Genomic DNA, 18495 nt, shown 5'->3' with positions numbered 1-18495 from the left:
TCCTCCTCCTCAGCTCCAGTCGAAAATGCCCTTGGGGCGCGGATCGCCCAGCCGTTCGGGGGCGACTTCGAAACTCAGTTCCCCCAGCTCGCCCGGTTTCAGATCGGCAAGGTTTTCGGCCCGGTCGAGGAACCGCTGCTGTTCGCCCGGCGCGATCACGCCTTCGGACAGGGTAAGGAACTTCTTGACGTAATTGGGCCGGGTGAACGGCCGCCCGCCGTCGGGATGGGCATCGGCCAGCGCCAGTTCGTCGACGATCTTCGACCCGTCGTCGAGCGTGACCGTCACCCGCCCGCCGAACGCCTTTTCCTTCGGATCGCGCGCGTGGTAGCGGCGGGTCCATTCCGGGTCCTCGGCGGTCGAAATCTTGTGCCATAGCGCCACGGTCGAGGGCCGCTGCGCCCGGTCCGGGGCATAGGAATTTTCGTGATGCCAGCCGCTGTCTTCCAGCGCGACGGCGAAGATATACATGATCGAATGGTCCAGCGTTTCGCGGCTGGCCTTCGGATCCATCTTCTGCGGGTCGCCCGCGCCGATGCCGATAACGTAGTGGGTGTGATGCGAGGTTTCGATCAGGATCGATTTCACCCGGGACAGATCGCCGATCTTCGGCCCCATGCGGCGGGCCAGGTCGATCAGGGCCTGGCTTTGATATTCCGCCGAATGTTCCTTGGTATAGGTGTCGAGGATCGCGCGCTTGGCCTCGCCCTTACCGGGTAGTGGCACGTGATACACCGCCTCGGGCCCCGACAGCAGCCAGGCGATGAACCCGTCCTCGCCCTCCCAGGCCGGGCTGGGGGCGCCTTCGCCGCGCATCACCCGGTCGACCGCCTCGATCGCCATCTTGCCGGCGAAGGCGGGGGCATAGGCTTTCCACGACGAAATCTCGCCCTTGCGGCTCTGCCGCGTGGTGGTGGTGACGTGCAGCGCCTGTTGGACCGCCTGATAGATCGTTTCGACCGGCAGGTTCAGCGCGGTGCCGATCCCGGCGGCCGCCGACGGTCCGAGATGGGCGATATGGTCGATCTTGTGTTCGTGCAGGCAGATGCCCTTGACCAGATCGACCTGGATTTCATAGCCCGTCGCCAGCCCGCGGATCAGGTCGGCGCCCGACAGCCCGCAATGCTGCGCCACCGCCAGGATCGGGGGGATGTTGTCGCCGGGATGGGAATATTCGGCTGCTAGGAAAGTGTCGTGAAAATCCAGTTCCCGCACCGCCGTGCCGTTGGCCCAGGCCGCCCATTCGGGGCTGACGCGGGTCGCGGCGGGCATGCCGAAAACCGTCGCGCCGGGGGCGTAAGCATGGCACAGCGCCTGCGCCCGCGCCGACGCCACCGGACGGCGCGCCACCGAGGCCGCGGCGACGGCAGCGTTGTCGATCACCCGGTTGATGATCATCTCGGTCACATCGGCCTCGACCGCCACCGGATCGGCGGCCACTTCGGCGATCTTCCACGCCAGCTGATCCTCGCGGGCGAGGTGTTCGGCGGATTTGTAGCTCCGCACTTCATGCATCTTCATGCCTGTCTTCCTTCCTTTGAAATTTCTGCGCGATGGCGCGGGGCCGCCCGGCGGCATCCACCGCCACCATTTCGAACCGCCCCTGCAGCACCGCGCGGCGCTGGCCGCTGGCCATGTCCTCCGCCTCGCCCGCGACCGCGACGCTCATCGAACTACGCCCGGTGCGAATGACCTCGGCCCGCAGCTCCAGCAGTTCGCCAACCCGGACCGGCGTGGCGAAATCCACCCGGTCGGACCGCGCCATCACCACCGCACCCCGCGCCCGGCGGGTGGCGGCGACGAAGGCCGCCTTGGCCATCAGCGACAATGCATTGCCGCCGAACAGCGTGCCGTAATGGTTCGCCTGTTCGGGAAATATCATTTCGACCAGCACGGCCGGATCGCTTGGAGGGTGGGACATGTGATGCTCCGGTTGCCGCCATTCGCAAGATTGGCAAGGGGAGCTTTTCACAAGGTGTAATGCAGGTTAAACTACTGAAAAAGCGTAGTTTTGCGAAGATACCGCGCGAATATTGCGAATGTTGCGAAGGATCGGGAAATGAAAAAGGCCTTCATGGGGGTCCGGCTGCGCCGCCTGCGCGAGGAACGCGGCATGACCCAGGCGTCTCTGGCGCGCGCGCTGGAAATCAGCCCCAGCTATCTCAATCAGCTGGAACGCAACCAGCGGCCGCTGACCGTGCCGGTGCTGCTGAAGCTGAACGCCGTCTTCGGGCTGGACGTGCAGCTGTTTTCCGAAGCCGAGGAAGCGCGGCTGATCCCCGAACTGCGCGCGGCGCTGGCCGATCAGGGCGCGGGCGCGTCGCTGGCCGAGCTGCGCGAGATCGCCGGCAACATGCCCAATGTCGCCCGCGCGATCATTTCCATGCAGGCACGGCTGCGCGAAACCGCCGAACGGGTGGACCTGATGAACGGCCGGATCACCGGCGAACTGGGCGCGGGCCCAGCCCCGTTCGAGGCAGTGCGCGACTATTTCTACGAACACCGCAACTATATCCCGACGCTGGACGAAGCCGCCGAAAGCATCGGCAAGGGGCTGCGGCCCGGGCGGATGGCCGAGGGGCTGACCGACCGGCTGGCCGGGCGGCACGGCATCCGGGTCGCGCTGGAAGACGACAGCCCCGTGCTGCGCCGCTTTGACGCCGCCGCGGGCATCCTGCACCTGTCGGCGCGGCTCAGCCCCGGGCAGCGGGCGTTTCAGATGGCGACGCAGATCGCCTTTCTCGAACATGGCAGTGAAATCGACCGGCTGACCGAGGAGGCGGGGATGGAAAGCGACGGTGCGCGCGGCCTGTTGCGCATCGGGCTGGCGAATTACTTCGCCGGGGCGCTGATCCTGCCCTATGGCGCCTTCATCGAGGCCGCCGAGGCCGAGCGCTATGATATCGAACTGCTGGCGCAGCGCTTCGGCGTCGGGTTCGAAACCACCTGCCACCGGCTGTCGACCCTGCAGCGGCCGCAGGCGCGCGGTGTGCCGTTCTTCTTCATCCGGGTCGACCGGGCGGGGAACATCTCGAAACGGCAATCGGCCACCGATTTCCATTTCTCGCGCATCGGCGGGTCCTGCCCGCTGTGGAATGTCTACGAGGCGTTTTCCCGCCCCGGCGAGGTTCTGACCCAGGTGGCGCAGATGCCCGACGGGCGGTCCTATCTCTGGGTGGCGCGCACGGTAAGCCATGGCGCCGGCGGATACGGCGCGCCGGTCAAACGCTTTGCCGTCGCGCTTGGCTGCGACCTGACCCATGCGGAGCGGCTGGTCTATGCGCGCGGGATCGACCTGCGCAATCCCGACCAGGCCACGCCGATCGGCGCCGGCTGCAAGATCTGCGACCGCCCCGCCTGCCCGCAACGCGCCTTCCCGATGACCGGCAGACCGCTGCGCCCCGATCCGGACCGGTCGCGTTTCGCGCCCTATTCCGGCGAATGAATGCAAAAGCGCCGCCCCGGTTTCGCGGGGCGGCGCCGGTGCCGGGCCTGACGCCGGGGATCGGGGGCCCGCGACGGGCAGCAGCCCCCAAGCCCCCCGGCGCGGCCGCCCTGCCCCTATGCGGCCAGCCAGTTCTGCAGCGTTTCGGTCAAACGCTCCGGCACGTCCTGCTGCACGAAATGCCCGACGCCCGGCCAGGCCTTGATCGTCAGGTCGGACGCGACCCAACCCCAGAGGTCGTTCAACCCGGCGGGCAGCGCGTAAGGGTCCTCAAGCCCGTGGATCGCCAGGGTCGGCACCTGCACCGGCGGCGGCGCTTCCGAGCGAACCTCGTAAGGCGGGGCCGGGAAACAGGCGCGGTAATAATTCAGCATCGCCACCGGTTTCGACGCCGCCATTGCCTTGTCGTGGCGCTTGCGAAAGGCCGCATCGTGAATCCAGCCCGACAGGTGGCCGAAATCCAGCCCCGCCTCGGTGCCCGGGGTCTGGAACAGCCGCACATAGCCGCTCGCCGCCTCCTGCGCCGGGTTGATCGCCAGTTCGCGGGCGATGGCCCAGGGATGCGGCATGTTGACGATGCCCAGCCGCGAGACCTTTTCGGGCGCCAGCATCGCGGTCTGCCAGGCGACGAAACCGCCCCAGTCATGGCCGATCACGATTGCCGACTCGGCGCCGCAATCGTCGATCACCGTGCGCACGTCGGAAACAAGCGTATCGGGATCGTAGGCGGCAACATCCTCGGGCTGGCCGCTCAGGTTATAGCCGCGCAGGTCCAGCGCGACGCAGCGATGGGTCTTCGACAGCGCCTCCATCTGCCGCCACCAGGTCAGCCAATGGTCGGGAAAGCCGTGCAGGAAGACGACAAGAGGTCCGGTACCGATGCTGGCGTAATGCAGGGCGACGTCGCCGTTTTGCACCTCGTGATGGGTGACGGCCGCCTCGAAACGGCTCAGCTCGGGTTCCAGGTCGAGTGTGGGCATTATCATGCCTCCTTGAAGGGGATGGGGTCGGAAAAACGCCGCGCGATCAGCACGGCAAGGAACAGACCGGGCAGGGTCAGCACCAGCCCGGCCAGCGGCGCGGCGCTCAGCCCCGCGCGCGTCAGGGCAGCAGCGCCCAGCACGATGCCAAGCCCCTGCCCGAGATAGATCATCGATCCGTTCAGCGCGAAGGCCAGCGTCGCCGCCGGGCCCGCCAGGTCTGCAAGCCGCGACTGCACCAGGGCGCCGGTGGCCGATTGCGCCGCCGGGCCGAAACAGACGCTCGCCACCATGCCCGCCACGGTGAACAGGCTGACGATCCCCGCCGACAGAGACAGCGGCAGCAGCACCAGCGACAGCGAGGCCGCCAGCAACCCGAAGGGCACCAGCAGCGCGAAGCGCGCCCGCTGCGCCACCAGCCGCGCGCCAAGGCGCACCCCGGCAAGGCTGCTCAGCCCCGCAAGGAACTGGATCGCGGCGATGCCGGTGCCGGAAAACCCGGTGGTGGCGCGGATGATCGGCCCGATCAGCCCGACCATCGCGAAAAGCGCCGTGGCGGCGATGAAGGTCACGCCCAGATGGGCAAAGACCGGCGGGCCGAAACGGCTTTGCCCGGTGGCGCGTTCGGCCAGCGGCGCGGCTGGCACGAACCGCCAGACAAGGATAAGTGCCGCGGCGCAGATCAAAGCCGTGGCAACGAAGCTCGCCGGCCAGCCGAAGGCGTTGCCGGCGACCGATCCCAGCGGAATACCGACGATCAGCGACATCGGGATGCCGGCATAGACCGCCGAGACCGCCTTGGGCCGGTCCTCGGCGGTGACGCCCGCCACCGCCAGCACCGTCGCCAGCGGGAAGGCCAGCGATCCGACCCCGCCCACCAGCAAGCGCAGGATGAACAGCGCCTGGTAATCCGTCGCCATCGCCGACACCCCGTTGAGCGCCAGCAGCAGCGCCAGCACCGCGAGAAGCAGCGCTTTCGGCGGCAGGCGCCGGGTGGCCTGCGCCAGCAGCGGACCGCACAGCGCGCAGGCGATGGCGAAGGCCGATTGCAGCGTCGCCACCGCCGCCACCGACACGCCAAGCACCGCCGCCATCGGTTCCAGCACGCCGGAGAAAACGAAGGCCCCGGTGGTGAAAGCGAAGGGGCAGAACATCAGCGCGATCAGTTTCATTTCGCCCCCGCCGGTCGGATGAAGCAGGTCGTCGTCCCCGTGGCCAGCAGCGTGCCCGCGCCATCGGTGACCCGCCCCGTCGCCGTCGCGGTGCGCCCGCCCCGGCTGTCGACCTGCGCGGTGCAGCGGACCTGACCGCTATCGGCGCGGACCGGACGGATGAACTTCACCTCGGTGCCCAGCGACACGAAGGTTTCGCCCGCCGCCAGCATCGTCTGCACCGCGCAGCCAAGCGCGGAATCCAGCAAGGTCATGGTCCAGCCGCCATGCACCAGCCCCATCGGGTTCAGGTAACGCGGATGCGGATCGCCTAGGAAGGTGATCCAGCCATCGCCGATTTCGTGAATCCACTGCAGCATGGTGTCGACGATGGGCGGCGCGGGAAAGCGGCCCTCGACGATGGCCTGCATCTGTTCGCGCCCGGTCATCGCCATGGCTTCGGCCGGGTTGGCCAGGCCGAAGTTCAGTTCCGGCATCGGGATCGTTTCATGTGCGTTCATTGTGCCACCTCCACGGCAATCGCGGTGGCTTCGCCGCCACCGATACAAAGACAGGCAATGCCCCGGCGCAGACCGCGCGCGCGCAGCGCGTGCAGCAGCGTGACGATGATCCGCGCCCCCGTCGCCCCGATCGGGTGGCCCAGGGCGCAGGCGCCGCCGTTCACGTTCAGCTTGTCACGCGGGATGCCGATATCCTGCGCCGCCGCCATCGCGACCACGGCAAAGGCTTCGTTGATCTCGAACAGGTCGACGTCACCGGCGCTCCAACCGACCTGTTCCAGCAGCTTGCGGATCGCCGGGATCGGCGCGGTGGTGAACCAGGCCGGGTCCTGCGAATGGGTGGCGTGGCCCAGGATGCGCGCCAGCACCGGCATCCCCTTCGCCGTGGCGGTCGATTCCGAAGCCAGTACCAGCGCCGCCGCCCCGTCGGCATTGGCCGAGGAACTGGCCGCCGTGATCGTGCCCCCCGCGCCAAAGGCGCTGCGCAGGCCGGGAACCTTTGCGGGGTCGACCTGTCCGGGCCGTTCGTCTCGGTCAATCACGATATCGCCGCGCCGCCCGCGCACCGTCAGCGGGGTGCATTCGGCATCGAACGCGCCGCCTTCGACCGCAGCCCGGGCGCGCTCCAGGGTTTCCACCGCGTAAATATCCTGCGCCTCGCGGCTGAAGCCGTAGCGTTCGGCGGCGGCTTCGCCGAACATCCCCATCGGGCGGCCGCGGTCATAGGCGTCTTCCAGCCCGTCCAGCATCATATGGTCCAGCACCTCGGCGCTGCCCGCCTTGCGACCGCCGCGCATGCCGGGCAGCAGGAAGGGCGCGCCGGACATGGATTCCATCCCGCCCGCCACGACGATCCGCGCGCTGCCCGCCCGGATCAGGTCATGGCCCAGCATCACCGCCTTCATCCCCGATCCGCAGACCTTGTTCACAGTGGTCGCCCCGGTCGCATCCACCAGCCCGGCACCCCGCGCCGCCTGCCGCGCCGGCGCCTGGCCGATTCCAGCGGGCAACACGCATCCCATCAGCACCTCGGACACTTCGCCCACCGGGATCGCCGCATCGGCCAGCGCCGCGCGGATGGCCGCCGCCCCCAGCGACGGGGCGGGCGTGGTCGCGAACGCCCCCATGAAGGCCCCCAGCGGCGTGCGCCGCGCTGACGAAATGACGATCGGATCGGTGGTTGTGGCGCTCATGAAAGCCTCCTCTGAATGCGCCGTTAAGATTATGGTCATAATCCTTGTTGTCAACATTAGGATTATGACTATAATTTAAAGGGACATCGGAGGATTTGCCCATGCGCATGAGTCGCGAAGACGCCGCCAAGAATCGGGACCGCGTGGTCCGCACCGCCAGCAGGATGTTCCGCGAAGACGGCTATGACGGCATCGGGATCGCGGCACTGATGAAGGCCGCGGGCCTGACCAACGGCGCCTTCTACAAGCAGTTCGACAGCAAGGAAGCGCTGATCGCCGAGGCTACGGCCTTCGGCCTGGCCGAGAATGCCAAGGCCTGGGAAAAGGTGCTGGAGGATGCCGGGGACGATCCGTTGCAGGCGCTGGCCGAGTGGTACCTGTCCGACATCCACATGGCGCATCGGGGCAAGGGCTGCACCTATGCCACGCTGGCCAGCGAAGCGCCGCGCCATGACGACGATCTGCGCGCGGCCTTCGACGAGGGGCTGCATAAAAGCCTGTCGATCCTGTCGGAAAGTGCCGAGGTCGATCAGGGTGCCGCGATCCGCCACCTGTCGCGGCTGATCGGCGCCATCACCCTCGCCCGCGCGGTGAAGGACCCGGCGCTTGCCGCGACGATCCTTGACGCCAACCGCGCCAGCCCGGCGGAAGGCGGTTCAGACTAGGATTTGGCAACAGCCCCGTCGACGGAATCCTGGAGCTTGTCCCAAAGCGCACCCAGCGTCTTTTTGGTGTTGGTGTCGAGCCGGTACAGGCGAATTTCCAGCGCGCTGCGATAACTGTCAGGCCCGGCGATGCACAGCGTACCGCTGTCCAGCTCCTTCTGGCACAGCGACCGCGGCAGCCAGCCCATGCCGAAGCCTTCGGCGATCAACCCCTTGACGCTGATCGCCAGCGCGTTGCGGTTCATCACCAGCAGGTTCGGTTTGCTGATGTTCTGGTTCAGCGTGTGATCCAGCACGAAACGCAGGGCCGAAACCGCGCCGTAGGCCAGCAGCGGGATCGGTTTCTTGCCGGGGTTTTCCAACGAAAACAGCGGCGCGCCGCCTTCGTCACACTTGGACACCGGGATGAATTCGTCATGGCTCAGCGTGATGTAATCGCAGCCCGCCACTTCGAGCGGAGCAAGGAAATCCATCGCCGGATGCCAATAGGTCAGGATCACGTCGCAGTAGTTCTGCTGCAGGGCGGACACGAATTGATCCGCGCCCCACGACGTCGAATTGAGATCGATATCCAGCCCCCGCTGTTCCACCAGCGGCGCGATATGGGTCTTGTAATGCGTCATGTAGAGCGCTTGCGAGGTGGCGAAGCGGATCACGTCGCCCGACGCCGCGTCGATCGTCTGGCAGCGTTCCAGAGTGTCCTGGTAGGTCCGCAGCATGATCCGCGCCTGTTCCAGGAACACCTCGCCCGCCGGCGTCAGCGACAGCGGCAGCGTCTGGCGGTTGATCAGCTTGACCCCGACCTCGTCTTCCAGCGCGCGGATGCGGCGGGAAAAGGCAGGCTGGCTGACATTGCGCTCTTCCGCCGCGCGCGAGAAATTTCTCTGCGCGACCAAAGCTTCAAAGTCTCTCAGCCAGATGATGTCCAAAGCGTCTCTTTCGTGGGTCAGGTGTCAGGGCAAGATAAAATGCAACCCGCCCCCGGCAAGGGGACGGGCACCGCGTTATACCCCTGCGGGGCGGGCGTCACGCATCAATCCTGCCTTCCTCGACGGCATGGCAGGCCACCAGCGACCCGTCGGGCTGCTGCAGCGGGCGCGGTTTTTCCGCCTGGCAGCGGTTCGTCGCGAAGGCGCAGCGGCTTTGGAACGGGCAGCCCTGCGGCATCTCGATCGGCGTCGGGATCTCGCCCTTCAGCCGGATGTGATTGGGCTTGTCGTCCTTCAGCTGCGGCACCGCCGACAGCAGCGCCCGCGAATAGGGGTGCTTGGGGTTTTCGAACAACGTTGCGGTATCGGACAATTCGCACAACGTCCCCAGGTACAGCACCGCGACGCGGGTGCCGAAATGTTGCACCACCGACAGGTCATGGGTGATGAACAGATAGGTCAACCCGCGTTCGTCCTTGGCTTCCAGCATCAGGTTGAGGATCTGCGCCTGGATCGACACGTCGAGCGCCGAAATCGGTTCGTCCGCGATGACGAATTCGGGATCGACGGTCAGCGCCCGGGCGATCGCGATCCGCTGCCGCTGGCCGCCCGAGAATTCGTGCGGGTAGCGTTTACCCCAGCTCGGATCGACGCCGACCGAGCGCATCACTTCGGCCACCTTGTCGCGCACCTCGGCGCGCGACAATTTCGGGAAATGGTGGCTGACCGGTTCTTCCAGCGCCTGCTGGATCGTCATCCGCGGGTTGAGCGACGAATAGGGGTTCTGGAACACCATCTGCATCTTCTTGCGCAGCGGCAGCAATTCGCGCCGTCCCAGCGTGTCGATCCGGGAACCGTCGTAATGGATTTCCCCGGCCGAAGGCGTCAGCAACCCGGCGACCAGCCGGGCGACAGTGGATTTGCCGCAGCCGGATTCGCCGACGACGCACAGCGCCTCGCCCCGGTTGGCGGTCAGGTTGATGCCGTTCACCGCATGCACGGCGCGCGCTTCGCGGGTCAGTTTACCGTTCTTGAACTTGATCTGCTCCAGCAGGCCCTTGTCCAGCTCGAACCGTTTTTCGAGCCCCTTCAGCTTCAGCAGCGGCGCATCCTGAGTGATCGCGTCCTTCATGCCGTCATTTCCTTTTTCTCGTCCTTGAGAAGCCGTTCGACTTCGTGGCAGGCGACCTCAACGGTGCCGTAGCGGCTGATCCGGGGCCGTTCGCTGCGGCAGCGGTCGGTGGCATAGCTGCAGCGCGGGCTGAACGGGCAGCCCGGTGGGATATCCGTCAGCGCCGGCATGTTGCCCGGGATCTGCTTCAGCTTGTGCCCTGGCAGCGTCTGCTGCGGCAACGCGTTGATCAGGCCCTGCGTGTAGGGGTGCTGCGGGTCGTTGATGATTTCGCGGGTGGGACCGTTTTCGATGATCCGCCCGGCATACATCACCAGGGTGCGTTCGGTCATCTGGCTGACCACGCCCAGGTCGTGGGTGATCAGGATCAGACCGACCTTGTTCGACTGGCACAGTTCCAGCAGCAGTTCCATGATGTCGGCCTGGATCGTCACGTCCAGCGCCGTGGTGGGTTCGTCGGCGATGATCAGCTGCGGATCGAGCAGCAGCGCGATGGCGATGATGATCCGCTGCCGCATGCCGCCGGACAGTTCGTGCGGGTACTGGTGCAGCCGTTCCTCGGGCGACGGGATATAGACCTCGCGCAGTTTCAGCACCGCGATCTGTTCGGCCTCGGCGCGCGACAGCTTGCGGTGCGCCATCAGGGTTTCGACCATCTGCTGGCCGATGGTCAGCACCGGGTTCAGCGTCACCATCGGGTCCTGGAAGATCATCGCCATCCGGTTGCCGCGGATCTTGCGCAGTTCGGCTTCCTTCATCTTGGCGATGTCCTGCCCGTCGAACAGGATTTCACCGCCCGCGATGAAGCCCGGTTTCGAAATCAGGTTGAGCAGCGAAAACCCGGTGATCGACTTGCCGGCGCCGGATTCACCGACGATGCCGATGCGTTCGCCGCGGCCGACGTCGAAGGAGATCTGGTTCAGCGCGGTCACCGTCTGGTCCCGCATGGCGAATTTGACCGTCAGGTCACGTACGGAAAGCAAGGACATCGGCTTACCCTTTGTAAAGTTTCGGGTTCAGGACGTCGCGCATCCAGTCGCCCAGCAGGTTGATCACCAGCACCAGCACGACCAGCACGACACCGGGAATGGCGGTGATCCACCAGCTGCCGGAAAAGATGTAGTCGAACCCCGACGAGATCAGCGATCCCAGCGACGGCTGGCTCGGCGGCATGCCAAGGCCGAGGAAGCTCAGCGAGGCCTCGGAAATGATCGCGTTGGCGACCTGCACGGTCGAGATCACGAAGATCGGCGACAGCGAATTGGGCAGGATGTGCCGCACCATGATGCGCAGCGGGCCGAAGCCCAGCACCCGGGCGCTGTCGACATATTCCTTCTTCTTCTCGGCCAGAACCGTGGCGCGCACGGTGCGGGCATATTGCGGCCATTCCGCCACCCCGATCACCGCGATCAGCATGAAGACCGCGTATTGGTTGAATGTCTCGGATCCGAACATCGCCTGGGTCACGGCCAGGAAGATGATCGCGACCATCAGGGTCGAAAACGACAGCTGGATATCGGCCAGCCGCATCAGCAAACTGTCGGTGCGCCCGCCGACATAGCCGGCGATCAGCCCGATGGAGATGCCCAGCAGCGCCTGCAGCGCCACCGCGCAAAGCCCGATGATCAGCGACAGCCGGGTGCCGTAGAGGATCGCGCTCCACAGGTCGCGGCCCTGGTCGTCGGTGCCGAACAGGAAGCGGCTGTCGCCGGAATCGCTCCAGACCGGGGGCAGTTCGGAATCCATGATGTCGAACAGGCTCGGGTCGTAGGGATCGACCGGCGCCAGCCAGGGCGCCAGCAGCGCGGCGGCGGCGATCAGCAGGAAGATCGCCATCGACACCACCGCGACGGGGTTCTTGCGGAAACTGTAGACGAAGTTCGAATTCCAGACACGGCCCAGGCGGCCGGGTTCGCGGGTTGCGTTGATATCGGTCATGCGCCCATCCTCGCAATGTTCACGGTCGGGTTCACCAGCCCGTAGATCAGGTCGACGATCGTGTTGGTGACCACGAAGATGAAGCCGACGACGATCAGGTAGGCCACGATCAGCGGGGTATCGACGCGGTTCACCGCCTCAAGGAACATGAAGCCCATGCCGGGCCACTGGAACACGGTTTCGGTCAGGATCGTGTAGGCCACCATGGTGCCGATCTGCACGCCGCCCACGGTGATCACCGGCAGCAGCGTGTTCTTGAGCGCGTGCACGAAGTAGATGCGGCGCGGGCTGATGCCCTTGGCACGGGCGTATTTGACGTATTCGCTTTGCAGCACTTCCATCATCTCGGCGCGGATCAGCCGCACGAAGAGCGGCAGCATGATCGAGGCCAGCGCGACAGCGGGCAGCAGGATATGCAGCCAGCCGTCGACGGTGGCGAAATTGGTTTCCCAGCTGCCCCAGACCGGCACGATTTCACCGCGCCCGTAGCTCGGCAGCCAGCGCAGTCCGACCGCGAAGATGAAGATCATCAGGATCGCAGTCAGGAAGACCGGGATCGAAATCCCCACGATCGACAGGCCCATGATGGTCCGCGACAGGATGTTGTTGGGCTTGATCGCGGTGTAGACGCCCAGCGGCACCGACAGCCCGATGATGATCAGCGTCGCGGCGAAGACCAGTTCCAGCGTCGCCGGCAGTTTCTTCAGGATCACGTCCAGCGCCGGTTCCTTGAAGAAGTACGACGTCCCCAGGTCCCCCTGCAGCGCATTGCCGACGAAGCGCAGGTATTGTTGCAGGAAACTGTCATTCAGCCCCAGTTCGTCCCGCAGCTGCTGACGGACCTCTTCGGACACCGATTGGCCGACGAGTTCGCGCAAAGGATCGCCCAGATTGTCCTGGATCGCAAAGCTGATCAGCGAAATAGCGAACATCACCGCTATGGCCTGAAACACCCGTTTCACGAGATAGGCTAGCATTTATCTACCTTGTTATTCTTGTCACTTGTTGATGCGCTTGGGCATGGCCATCCTGCCACGTCCCTGATCTGTCAGCGCATTAAAAAGTGACCCTTCGGTAATGGAAACCGGGGGGAATACCCCCCGGTCCCAGGTTCTTGGCAGTATCTGTCAGGTCCGCAAGGACCGTTCCAGCTTACTCGACGACGAGGTCACCCAGATAGGGGAAGTTCATCGCGTTCACGATCGCCTCGGCGTGGACACCTTTGCGGGCGCCCCAGGCCAGGTTCTGGAAGTGCAGCGGGATGAAACCGGCTTCGTCATAGACGATGGTTTCCAGCTCCTGCAGCAGCTTGGCGCGGGCTTCCGGGTCGACTTCGGTGTTCGAAGCATCCATCAGCGCGTCGGCCTTCGGGTTGCAGTAGTTGCCCGAGTTGTACTGGCCGTTGCCGTTTTCGGAGTTCGGGCAAGCGGTCAGGAACTGGTGGAAGTTCGCCGAATCCTCGGTATCCGCGTGCCAGCCGATCATCATCATGTCGGCGGCGCGCTCGTCGAACGCGGGCCAGTACTGTGCCTTGGGCATGGTCTGCAGATCGACGGTGATGTTGATCTTCGACAGCATCGAGGCAACCGCCTGGGCGATCTTGTCGTCATTCACATAGCGGTTGTTCGGCGCCATCATGGTGATCGAGAACCCGTCGGCATAGCCTGCTTCGGCCATCAGCGCCTTGGCTTTTTCCAGGTCGTAGCGCGGTGCCAGGGCCGGGTTGTGACCCAGGTAGCCCGCCGGGCTGGCCTGAGCGGCGACGGTGCCGAAGCCACGCATGATGCGGTCGACGATGCCGGCGTTGTTGACGGCGTAATCGATCGCCTGACGCACGCGGGCGTCCTTGAAGGCTTCGACGCGGTCCTGGTTCATCTGGAAGGTGATGACCCGGGTGCCCGCCATGGTGATCAGGTCGGTGCTGTCGTCAGCGTCGATGCGCGCCAGGTCGGTCGGCGGCACCGGTGCGATGAAATCGACGTCACCCGACAGCAGGGCCGCGACGCGGGTCGGGTCTTCCTTGATCGGGGTCAGGATGATTTCCTGCACGTTGCCCGGGCTCTTGGTGTCCCAGTAATCGGCGAAGCGCTTGAAGACCATCTTCACGCCCTGTTCGCGTTCGGTGACGACGAACGGGCCGGTACCCGACACGTTGCGCGACGCGAAGCTGTCGCCGTGCTTGACCAGCTCGGCCTTGTCTTTGCCGTCTTCGGTGGTGCCGGTGTAGAAGGCGCTGTCCATCGGGAAGATGTAGGTCGCGCTGTGCAGCACCAGCGGATAGGCCGTCGAAGTCTTCAGGTCGAAGGTGTAATCGTCGACCACTTCGACATCGGTGAACGGCGCGAAGATGCCCTTGAAATCGGGGCTTTGCTTCAGGCGATCGAAGGTCCAGTCGACGTCCTTCGCGGTCAGCCCGTTACCGCTGTGGAACTTGACGTTCTCGCGCAGGTGGAAACGGGTGGTGGTGTCGTCGATCTGTTCCCAGCTTTCCGCCAGGCGCGGTTCGAAGCCCAGGTCCTTGGTCCAGCGGATCAGCGGATCGAAGGCCATGTGCGAGAATTGCAGCGTGCCGCCGGAAAGTTGCTCATGCGGATCGAGCGAAACCGGGTCGGCGTCATAGGCGACCTTGACGGTCTGGGCCGAGGCTGCACCGGCGAGCATCATGCCGACGGCGCCGGCTGCGGCCAGGCGAGTAATAATCTTCATGCATAGTCTCCCATTTGGATAGCATAATTTTCTATTGGCTCGGCCGCGGCTTTGCTAATGCCAATAATGGATAGAGTATGCGTGCTTTGCATTGCCGTTACAGTGCCGCAAGGTCAACTTTGCATCGTTCGCCCGCGCCGCCAGCGCCCGGTCAGGACGCCATGCCCGCCGCGATCCTCGGCGCCGCAAAGTCGAGGAAGGCGCGCAGTTTCTGCGGGATCAGGGCGCGCGGCTCATACATCAGGTGCACCGGCCAGGGCTCGGGTTCGAAATCCTGCAGCAGGACCTCCAGCCGCCCCGTCCGGATCTCGGCGGCGGCTTGGTAGGACAGGACGCGGGTGAATCCCAGCCCATCGACGGCGGCATCAATCGCCGCCTCGGCGGTGTTCACGACCAGCCGCGAATGCACCGGCACGGTTCTTTCCTGCCGCCCCGATCCGAACCGCCAGTCCTGCGGCGATGTCAGGCCGCGGAAGCTGATGCCGTCCAGCCCCGCCAGGTCGCCGGGCGTTTCCGGCCTGCCCCGTTGGTCTAGGTAGCCGGGGCTGGCGCAGACGATGCGACGCACCTCGCCCACCCTGCGGGCGATGAACATGCTGTCGGCCAGCGGCCCGATGCGCACCGCCAGGTCGAGATGTTCTTCGTGCAGGTTCACCGGGCGGTCGGTCAGTTCCAGCCGCACGTCGACATCCGGGAAGGCGCGCAGGAAGGCGGTTACCGCGGGCAGCACGTGCAAGCGGCCAAAGACGATGGGCGCGGTCATCGTCAGCACCCCGCGCGGCGCGGTGAATTCGCCCGATGCGTTGCGTTCGGCCTCCGCCACCTCCTCAAGAATCCTGCGGCAGGCGGCGACATAGGTCTGGCCGGTATCGGTCAGCGTCAGCCCCCGGGGCGAACGCAGCAGCAGTTCCGCGCCCAGCTTGTCCTCCAGCTCGGAAATCCGGCGGCTGACGGTGGCGATCGGCATCCCCAATGCGCGCGCCCCGGCACTGAGGCTGCCTTCCTCCACGACGCGCACGAAGATGGACATGGTTTCAAACCGGTCGGTCATGTGCTTTCCAATTTTTGGAAACTTCCATCTCAAATATACGACCTACTGCCGCATATTGGAAAGCCTTAACTCCTTCTCACACAGCAAGCAGAGGAGCTTTCCCATGTCCCGCATCACCTATCCCGACAGCATCGCCACCGCGCCCGAGGCGTCGCAGCCGCTGCTGCAAGCCGTCGAACAACAGCTGGGTTCGGTCCCCAACCTGTTCCGCCTCGCCGGTGTCAGCCCGACCGCGCTGGAGGGCTACCTTGGCCTGTTCGGCGCGCTTGGCAAGGGCCGCCTGCCCGCCGCCACCCGTGAACGCGTGGCACTAGCCGTGGCGCAGATCAACGGCTGCAACTACTGCCTGTCGGCCCATACCTATCTGGGCAAGAACCTGGCCAAGCTCGACGATGCCGAAATCGACGCCAACCGCGCCGGGCGTTCGAACGACGCCAAGGCAGATGCCGCCGTGCGTTTTGCCGTCAAGGTGACCAACGCGCGGGGCCGGGTCGATGGCGAGGACCTGCGCGCGGTGCGCGATGCAGGCTATGACGACGGCCAGATCATCGAGATCGTGCAGCATGTCGCGCTGAACATCTGGACCAACTACCTCAACGAACTGGCCCAGACCGAAATCGATTTCCCCGCGGTCGACGCCGCCGAACTGGCGGCCTGACCCTGGCAGCGCGGCCGGACCCTGTCCCCCCGGCCGCGCACTTTCCCCTGTCCCAACCCGAAAGGATGCGCCGATGAGCCGCCCTCCGCTTCCCCCGTTCACCGAAGACAGCGCCAAGGAAAAGATCCGTCTGGCCGAAGACGGCTGGAATTCCCGCGACCCGGCCAAGGTGGCGCTGGCCTATACGACCGACAGCCGCTGGCGCAACCGCGCCGAATTCCCGGTCGGCCGGGCAGAGATCGAATCCTTCCTGACCCGCAAATGGACCCGCGAGATGGAGTATCGGCTGATCAAGGAACTGTGGGCCTTCACCGGCAACCGCATCGCCGTGCGCTATGCCTATGAATACCGCGACGACAGCGGGCAGTGGTTCCGCGCCTATGGCAACGAGAACTGGGAATTCGCCGAGGACGGGCTGATGGCGCACCGTCATGCCAGCATCAACGAACGCCCGATCCGCGAGGACGAGCGCAAGTTCCACTGGCCGCTGGGCCGCCGCCCCGACGATCACCCGGGCCTGTCCGATCTGGGGCTGTGATCGATGAAGGACAGCTCCGTGAACCCGCATTTCCCCGCCGGTGCCGCGCCGGTCAAGCTCTACCGCAATCCCAAGTCGGGCCATTGCCACCGGGTGCAGCTGATGATGTCGCTGCTGGGCGTGCCTTATGAACCCGTCGATATGGACATGGCGGGTGGCGCCCACAAGGCGCCCGAATACCTGAAGATCAGCCCCTTCGGCCAGGTGCCCGCCATCGACGACAACGGCACCACCCTGTCGGATTCCAACGCGATCCTCACCTATCTGGTGCGCAAATACCCCGACGGCCATGACTGGCTGCCCGAGACGCCCGAAGCCGCCGCCGAGGTGCAACGCTGGCTGTCGGTCGCGGCGGGTCAGATCGCCAGCGGCCCGGCAACCGCGCGGCTGGCAACGCTGTTCGGCGCGCCGGTGGATCGTGACGCCGCCCGGGCCAAGGCGCATTGCCTGTTCGCGGTGATCGACCCGCTGCTGCAAACCCGCCCCTTCCTGGCCGGGTCCGAGGTCACCATCGCCGATATCGCGGCCTACAGCTACATCGCCCACGCGCCCGAGGGCGGCGTCAGCCTCGAAGCCTACCCGGCCATTCACGCATGGCTGGACCGGATCGAGGCGCTGGCGGGTTTCGTGGCCATGGCCCGTTCGCCCATTCCCAGCGACATCTGAGAAGGAAAGGCTGCCCCTATGACCCGGCCCGATCACGTTTTTCACGCCGGTGAACGCGCGGTGCAGACCCGCGCCGGTGTCCCCGAAATATGGCGCCAACGCGCCGCCCGGGCGATCCGGGCGGCGATGCCCGTGCAGCATCAGGTCTTCTTCGAAAGCCTGCCGGTGCTGTTTGTCGGCCTGCTGGACCGGCAGGGGCGACCTTGGGCGACGGCCTGCCCGTTGCCCACCGGCGCACATGCCACGGTCGCCATGCTGTCGGCCGTCACCCGCCCGGTTCTGGCCGAACCGCTTGACCTGGACCTGCGGCCGGGCGCCAAGGCGGCGGTTCTGGGGCTGGATTTCGCGACAAGGCGGCGCAACCGCATGAACGGCGCCATCGCCGCCGCGCCCGATGGCGTTCTGTCCATCGCCGTCGAACAAAGCTACGGCAATTGCCCGCAATATATCCGGGTGCGCGACACCGGCCTGCCTGCAGCACTGCAGCAGCCCGCACAAGCCCACCGAGTCGCAATAGGCGATGCCGTGGCGCGCCGGATCATATCCGCCGCCGACACGTTCTTCATTGCCACCTATGCCAAGGACGGGGCGGATATGTCCCATCGCGGCGGCAGGCCCGGGGTGTTGCGGCTGAACTGGGACGGGTCGCTTTCCTTTCCGGATTATTCCGGCAACGGGTATTTCAACACGCTCGGCAATATCGAAATCAATGGCCGCGCCGGGCTGTTCATCCCGGATTTCGACAGTGGCGAGGCCGTCATGCTGACCGGGACAGCCCGGATCGACTGGTCGCCCGAGCGCGCGGCGGCCTTCGAAGGCGCCGAACGCGTCATCGACATCCAACCCGAGGACATCTGGCATATCCCCACCGCGCAGCCCGGATGAAAACCGCGCCGCAAGGCCGGGGCCGGTTACCCGGCCC

Annotated in this window: 19 protein-coding genes; 6 read left to right on the top strand and 13 right to left on the bottom strand. The window is 65.6% G+C overall.

Annotated elements, in window-relative coordinates; translation table 11 throughout:
* Positions 1 to 9: 9 nt before the first annotated feature.
* Both GR167_RS16465 and GR167_RS16460 read right to left on the bottom strand, forming a co-directional pair.
* Positions 10 to 1521, bottom strand: a complete 1512-nt coding sequence (locus GR167_RS16465; RefSeq protein WP_160974820.1) for an MmgE/PrpD family protein — start codon at positions 1519 to 1521, stop codon at positions 10 to 12.
* Positions 1508 to 1921, bottom strand: coding sequence for an acyl-CoA thioesterase (locus GR167_RS16460; RefSeq protein WP_160974819.1), 414 nt, complete (start codon positions 1919 to 1921; stop codon positions 1508 to 1510). The genes GR167_RS16465 and GR167_RS16460 overlap by 14 nt, the downstream gene beginning before the upstream one ends.
* Before the next feature lie 138 nt (positions 1922 to 2059).
* Between GR167_RS16460 and GR167_RS16455 the strand changes: the two genes are divergently transcribed.
* Positions 2060 to 3445 (top strand): short-chain fatty acyl-CoA regulator family protein, encoded by a 1386-nt coding sequence (locus tag GR167_RS16455; RefSeq protein WP_160974818.1) that lies wholly within the window; start codon positions 2060 to 2062, stop codon positions 3443 to 3445.
* A gap of 116 nt (positions 3446 to 3561) precedes the next feature.
* Here the strand turns inward: GR167_RS16455 and GR167_RS16450 are convergent, their stop codons facing one another.
* The 4 genes from GR167_RS16450 to GR167_RS16435 are packed head-to-tail and all read right to left on the bottom strand — an operon-like array spanning position 3562 to position 7290.
* Positions 3562 to 4425, bottom strand: a complete 864-nt coding sequence (locus tag GR167_RS16450) for an alpha/beta fold hydrolase (RefSeq protein ID WP_160974817.1) — start codon at positions 4423 to 4425, stop codon at positions 3562 to 3564.
* Between the two features lie 2 nt (positions 4426 to 4427).
* Positions 4428 to 5597 carry an MFS transporter gene (locus GR167_RS16445; protein WP_160974816.1) on the bottom strand — a complete coding sequence of 390 codons (1170 nt, stop codon included), beginning with the start codon at positions 5595 to 5597 and terminating at the stop codon, positions 4428 to 4430.
* Positions 5594 to 6097, bottom strand: a complete 504-nt coding sequence (locus tag GR167_RS16440) for a PaaI family thioesterase (protein ID WP_160974815.1) — start codon at positions 6095 to 6097, stop codon at positions 5594 to 5596. The genes GR167_RS16445 and GR167_RS16440 overlap by 4 nt, the downstream gene beginning before the upstream one ends.
* Positions 6094 to 7290 carry an acetyl-CoA C-acyltransferase gene (locus tag GR167_RS16435; protein WP_160974814.1) on the bottom strand — a complete coding sequence of 399 codons (1197 nt, stop codon included), beginning with the start codon at positions 7288 to 7290 and terminating at the stop codon, positions 6094 to 6096. Before GR167_RS16435 ends, GR167_RS16440 begins: the two co-directional genes overlap by 4 nt.
* A 101-nt stretch (positions 7291 to 7391) precedes the next feature.
* Here GR167_RS16435 and GR167_RS16430 point away from each other — a divergent pair, with 101 nt between their 5' ends.
* Positions 7392 to 7955 carry a TetR/AcrR family transcriptional regulator gene (locus tag GR167_RS16430; RefSeq protein WP_160974813.1) on the top strand — a complete coding sequence of 188 codons (564 nt, stop codon included), beginning with the start codon at positions 7392 to 7394 and terminating at the stop codon, positions 7953 to 7955.
* On the opposite strand, the gene GR167_RS16425 is transcribed toward GR167_RS16430, so the two are convergent.
* The 7 genes from GR167_RS16425 to GR167_RS16395 form a co-directional block, all read right to left on the bottom strand.
* Positions 7952 to 8884, bottom strand: a complete 933-nt coding sequence (locus GR167_RS16425; protein ID WP_160974812.1) for a LysR family transcriptional regulator — start codon at positions 8882 to 8884, stop codon at positions 7952 to 7954. The genes GR167_RS16430 and GR167_RS16425 overlap by 4 nt on opposite strands.
* A gap of 97 nt (positions 8885 to 8981) precedes the next feature.
* Complete coding sequence (locus GR167_RS16420; protein WP_160974811.1) at positions 8982 to 10016, bottom strand: ABC transporter ATP-binding protein; 1035 nt, start codon at positions 10014 to 10016, stop codon at positions 8982 to 8984.
* Complete coding sequence (locus GR167_RS16415) at positions 10013 to 11005, bottom strand: ABC transporter ATP-binding protein (protein WP_160974810.1); 993 nt, start codon at positions 11003 to 11005, stop codon at positions 10013 to 10015. The genes GR167_RS16420 and GR167_RS16415 overlap by 4 nt, the downstream gene beginning before the upstream one ends.
* Before the next feature lie 4 nt (positions 11006 to 11009).
* Positions 11010 to 11954 (bottom strand): ABC transporter permease, encoded by a 945-nt coding sequence (locus GR167_RS16410; protein WP_160974809.1) that lies wholly within the window; start codon positions 11952 to 11954, stop codon positions 11010 to 11012.
* Positions 11951 to 12931, bottom strand: coding sequence for an ABC transporter permease (locus GR167_RS16405; RefSeq protein WP_160974808.1), 981 nt, complete (start codon positions 12929 to 12931; stop codon positions 11951 to 11953). Before GR167_RS16405 ends, GR167_RS16410 begins: the two co-directional genes overlap by 4 nt.
* Positions 12932 to 13106: 175 nt before the next feature.
* On the bottom strand, positions 13107 to 14660 hold the full coding sequence (locus GR167_RS16400) for an ABC transporter substrate-binding protein (RefSeq protein WP_160974807.1): 1554 nt from the start codon (positions 14658 to 14660) through the stop codon (positions 13107 to 13109).
* A gap of 151 nt (positions 14661 to 14811) precedes the next feature.
* Positions 14812 to 15711: a LysR family transcriptional regulator gene (locus tag GR167_RS16395; RefSeq protein ID WP_160974806.1), complete on the bottom strand. Its 900-nt coding sequence runs from the start codon at positions 15709 to 15711 to the stop codon at positions 14812 to 14814.
* Between the two features lie 103 nt (positions 15712 to 15814).
* Between GR167_RS16395 and GR167_RS16390 the strand changes: the two genes are divergently transcribed.
* The 4 genes from GR167_RS16390 to GR167_RS16375 all read left to right on the top strand — a co-directional run bounded on the left by GR167_RS16390 (position 15815) and on the right by GR167_RS16375 (position 18458).
* Positions 15815 to 16369 carry a carboxymuconolactone decarboxylase family protein gene (locus tag GR167_RS16390; protein ID WP_160974805.1) on the top strand — a complete coding sequence of 185 codons (555 nt, stop codon included), beginning with the start codon at positions 15815 to 15817 and terminating at the stop codon, positions 16367 to 16369.
* Positions 16370 to 16442: 73 nt separating this feature from the next.
* Positions 16443 to 16907: a nuclear transport factor 2 family protein gene (locus GR167_RS16385; protein ID WP_160974804.1), complete on the top strand. Its 465-nt coding sequence runs from the start codon at positions 16443 to 16445 to the stop codon at positions 16905 to 16907.
* 3 nt (positions 16908 to 16910) lie between these two features.
* Positions 16911 to 17573 (top strand): glutathione S-transferase family protein, encoded by a 663-nt coding sequence (locus GR167_RS16380; RefSeq protein ID WP_160974803.1) that lies wholly within the window; start codon positions 16911 to 16913, stop codon positions 17571 to 17573.
* A gap of 18 nt (positions 17574 to 17591) precedes the next feature.
* Entirely contained in the window at positions 17592 to 18458 is an 867-nt protein-coding gene (locus GR167_RS16375; protein WP_160974802.1) for a pyridoxamine 5'-phosphate oxidase family protein, read from the top strand.
* The last annotated feature ends 37 nt before the right edge of the window (positions 18459 to 18495 follow it).

This window comes from Thalassovita mangrovi (genome assembly GCF_009857745.1).
Classification (GTDB): domain Bacteria; phylum Pseudomonadota; class Alphaproteobacteria; order Rhodobacterales; family Rhodobacteraceae; genus Thalassobius; species Thalassobius mangrovi.
The sequence above is the reverse complement of the archived record's forward strand: the minus strand, read 5'-3'. Positions and strand labels throughout refer to the sequence as shown.

Coding starts and splice junctions, on each gene's coding strand:
- GR167_RS16435 (WP_160974814.1), bottom strand. CDS start 7,290: ATGAGCGCCACAACCACCGATCCGATCGTCATTTCGTCAGCGCGGCGC.
- GR167_RS16460 (WP_160974819.1), bottom strand. CDS start 1,921: ATGTCCCACCCTCCAAGCGATCCGGCCGTGCTGGTCGAAATGATATTT.
- GR167_RS16375 (WP_160974802.1), top strand. CDS start 17,592: ATGACCCGGCCCGATCACGTTTTTCACGCCGGTGAACGCGCGGTGCAG.
- GR167_RS16390 (WP_160974805.1), top strand. CDS start 15,815: ATGTCCCGCATCACCTATCCCGACAGCATCGCCACCGCGCCCGAGGCG.
- GR167_RS16445 (WP_160974816.1), bottom strand. CDS start 5,597: ATGAAACTGATCGCGCTGATGTTCTGCCCCTTCGCTTTCACCACCGGG.
- GR167_RS16415 (WP_160974810.1), bottom strand. CDS start 11,005: ATGTCCTTGCTTTCCGTACGTGACCTGACGGTCAAATTCGCCATGCGG.
- GR167_RS16385 (WP_160974804.1), top strand. CDS start 16,443: ATGAGCCGCCCTCCGCTTCCCCCGTTCACCGAAGACAGCGCCAAGGAA.
- GR167_RS16400 (WP_160974807.1), bottom strand. CDS start 14,660: ATGAAGATTATTACTCGCCTGGCCGCAGCCGGCGCCGTCGGCATGATG.
- GR167_RS16465 (WP_160974820.1), bottom strand. CDS start 1,521: ATGAAGATGCATGAAGTGCGGAGCTACAAATCCGCCGAACACCTCGCC.
- GR167_RS16395 (WP_160974806.1), bottom strand. CDS start 15,711: ATGACCGACCGGTTTGAAACCATGTCCATCTTCGTGCGCGTCGTGGAG.
- GR167_RS16380 (WP_160974803.1), top strand. CDS start 16,911: ATGAAGGACAGCTCCGTGAACCCGCATTTCCCCGCCGGTGCCGCGCCG.
- GR167_RS16430 (WP_160974813.1), top strand. CDS start 7,392: ATGCGCATGAGTCGCGAAGACGCCGCCAAGAATCGGGACCGCGTGGTC.
- GR167_RS16440 (WP_160974815.1), bottom strand. CDS start 6,097: ATGAACGCACATGAAACGATCCCGATGCCGGAACTGAACTTCGGCCTG.
- GR167_RS16405 (WP_160974808.1), bottom strand. CDS start 12,931: ATGCTAGCCTATCTCGTGAAACGGGTGTTTCAGGCCATAGCGGTGATG.
- GR167_RS16455 (WP_160974818.1), top strand. CDS start 2,060: ATGAAAAAGGCCTTCATGGGGGTCCGGCTGCGCCGCCTGCGCGAGGAA.
- GR167_RS16420 (WP_160974811.1), bottom strand. CDS start 10,016: ATGAAGGACGCGATCACTCAGGATGCGCCGCTGCTGAAGCTGAAGGGG.
- GR167_RS16450 (WP_160974817.1), bottom strand. CDS start 4,425: ATGCCCACACTCGACCTGGAACCCGAGCTGAGCCGTTTCGAGGCGGCC.
- GR167_RS16410 (WP_160974809.1), bottom strand. CDS start 11,954: ATGACCGATATCAACGCAACCCGCGAACCCGGCCGCCTGGGCCGTGTC.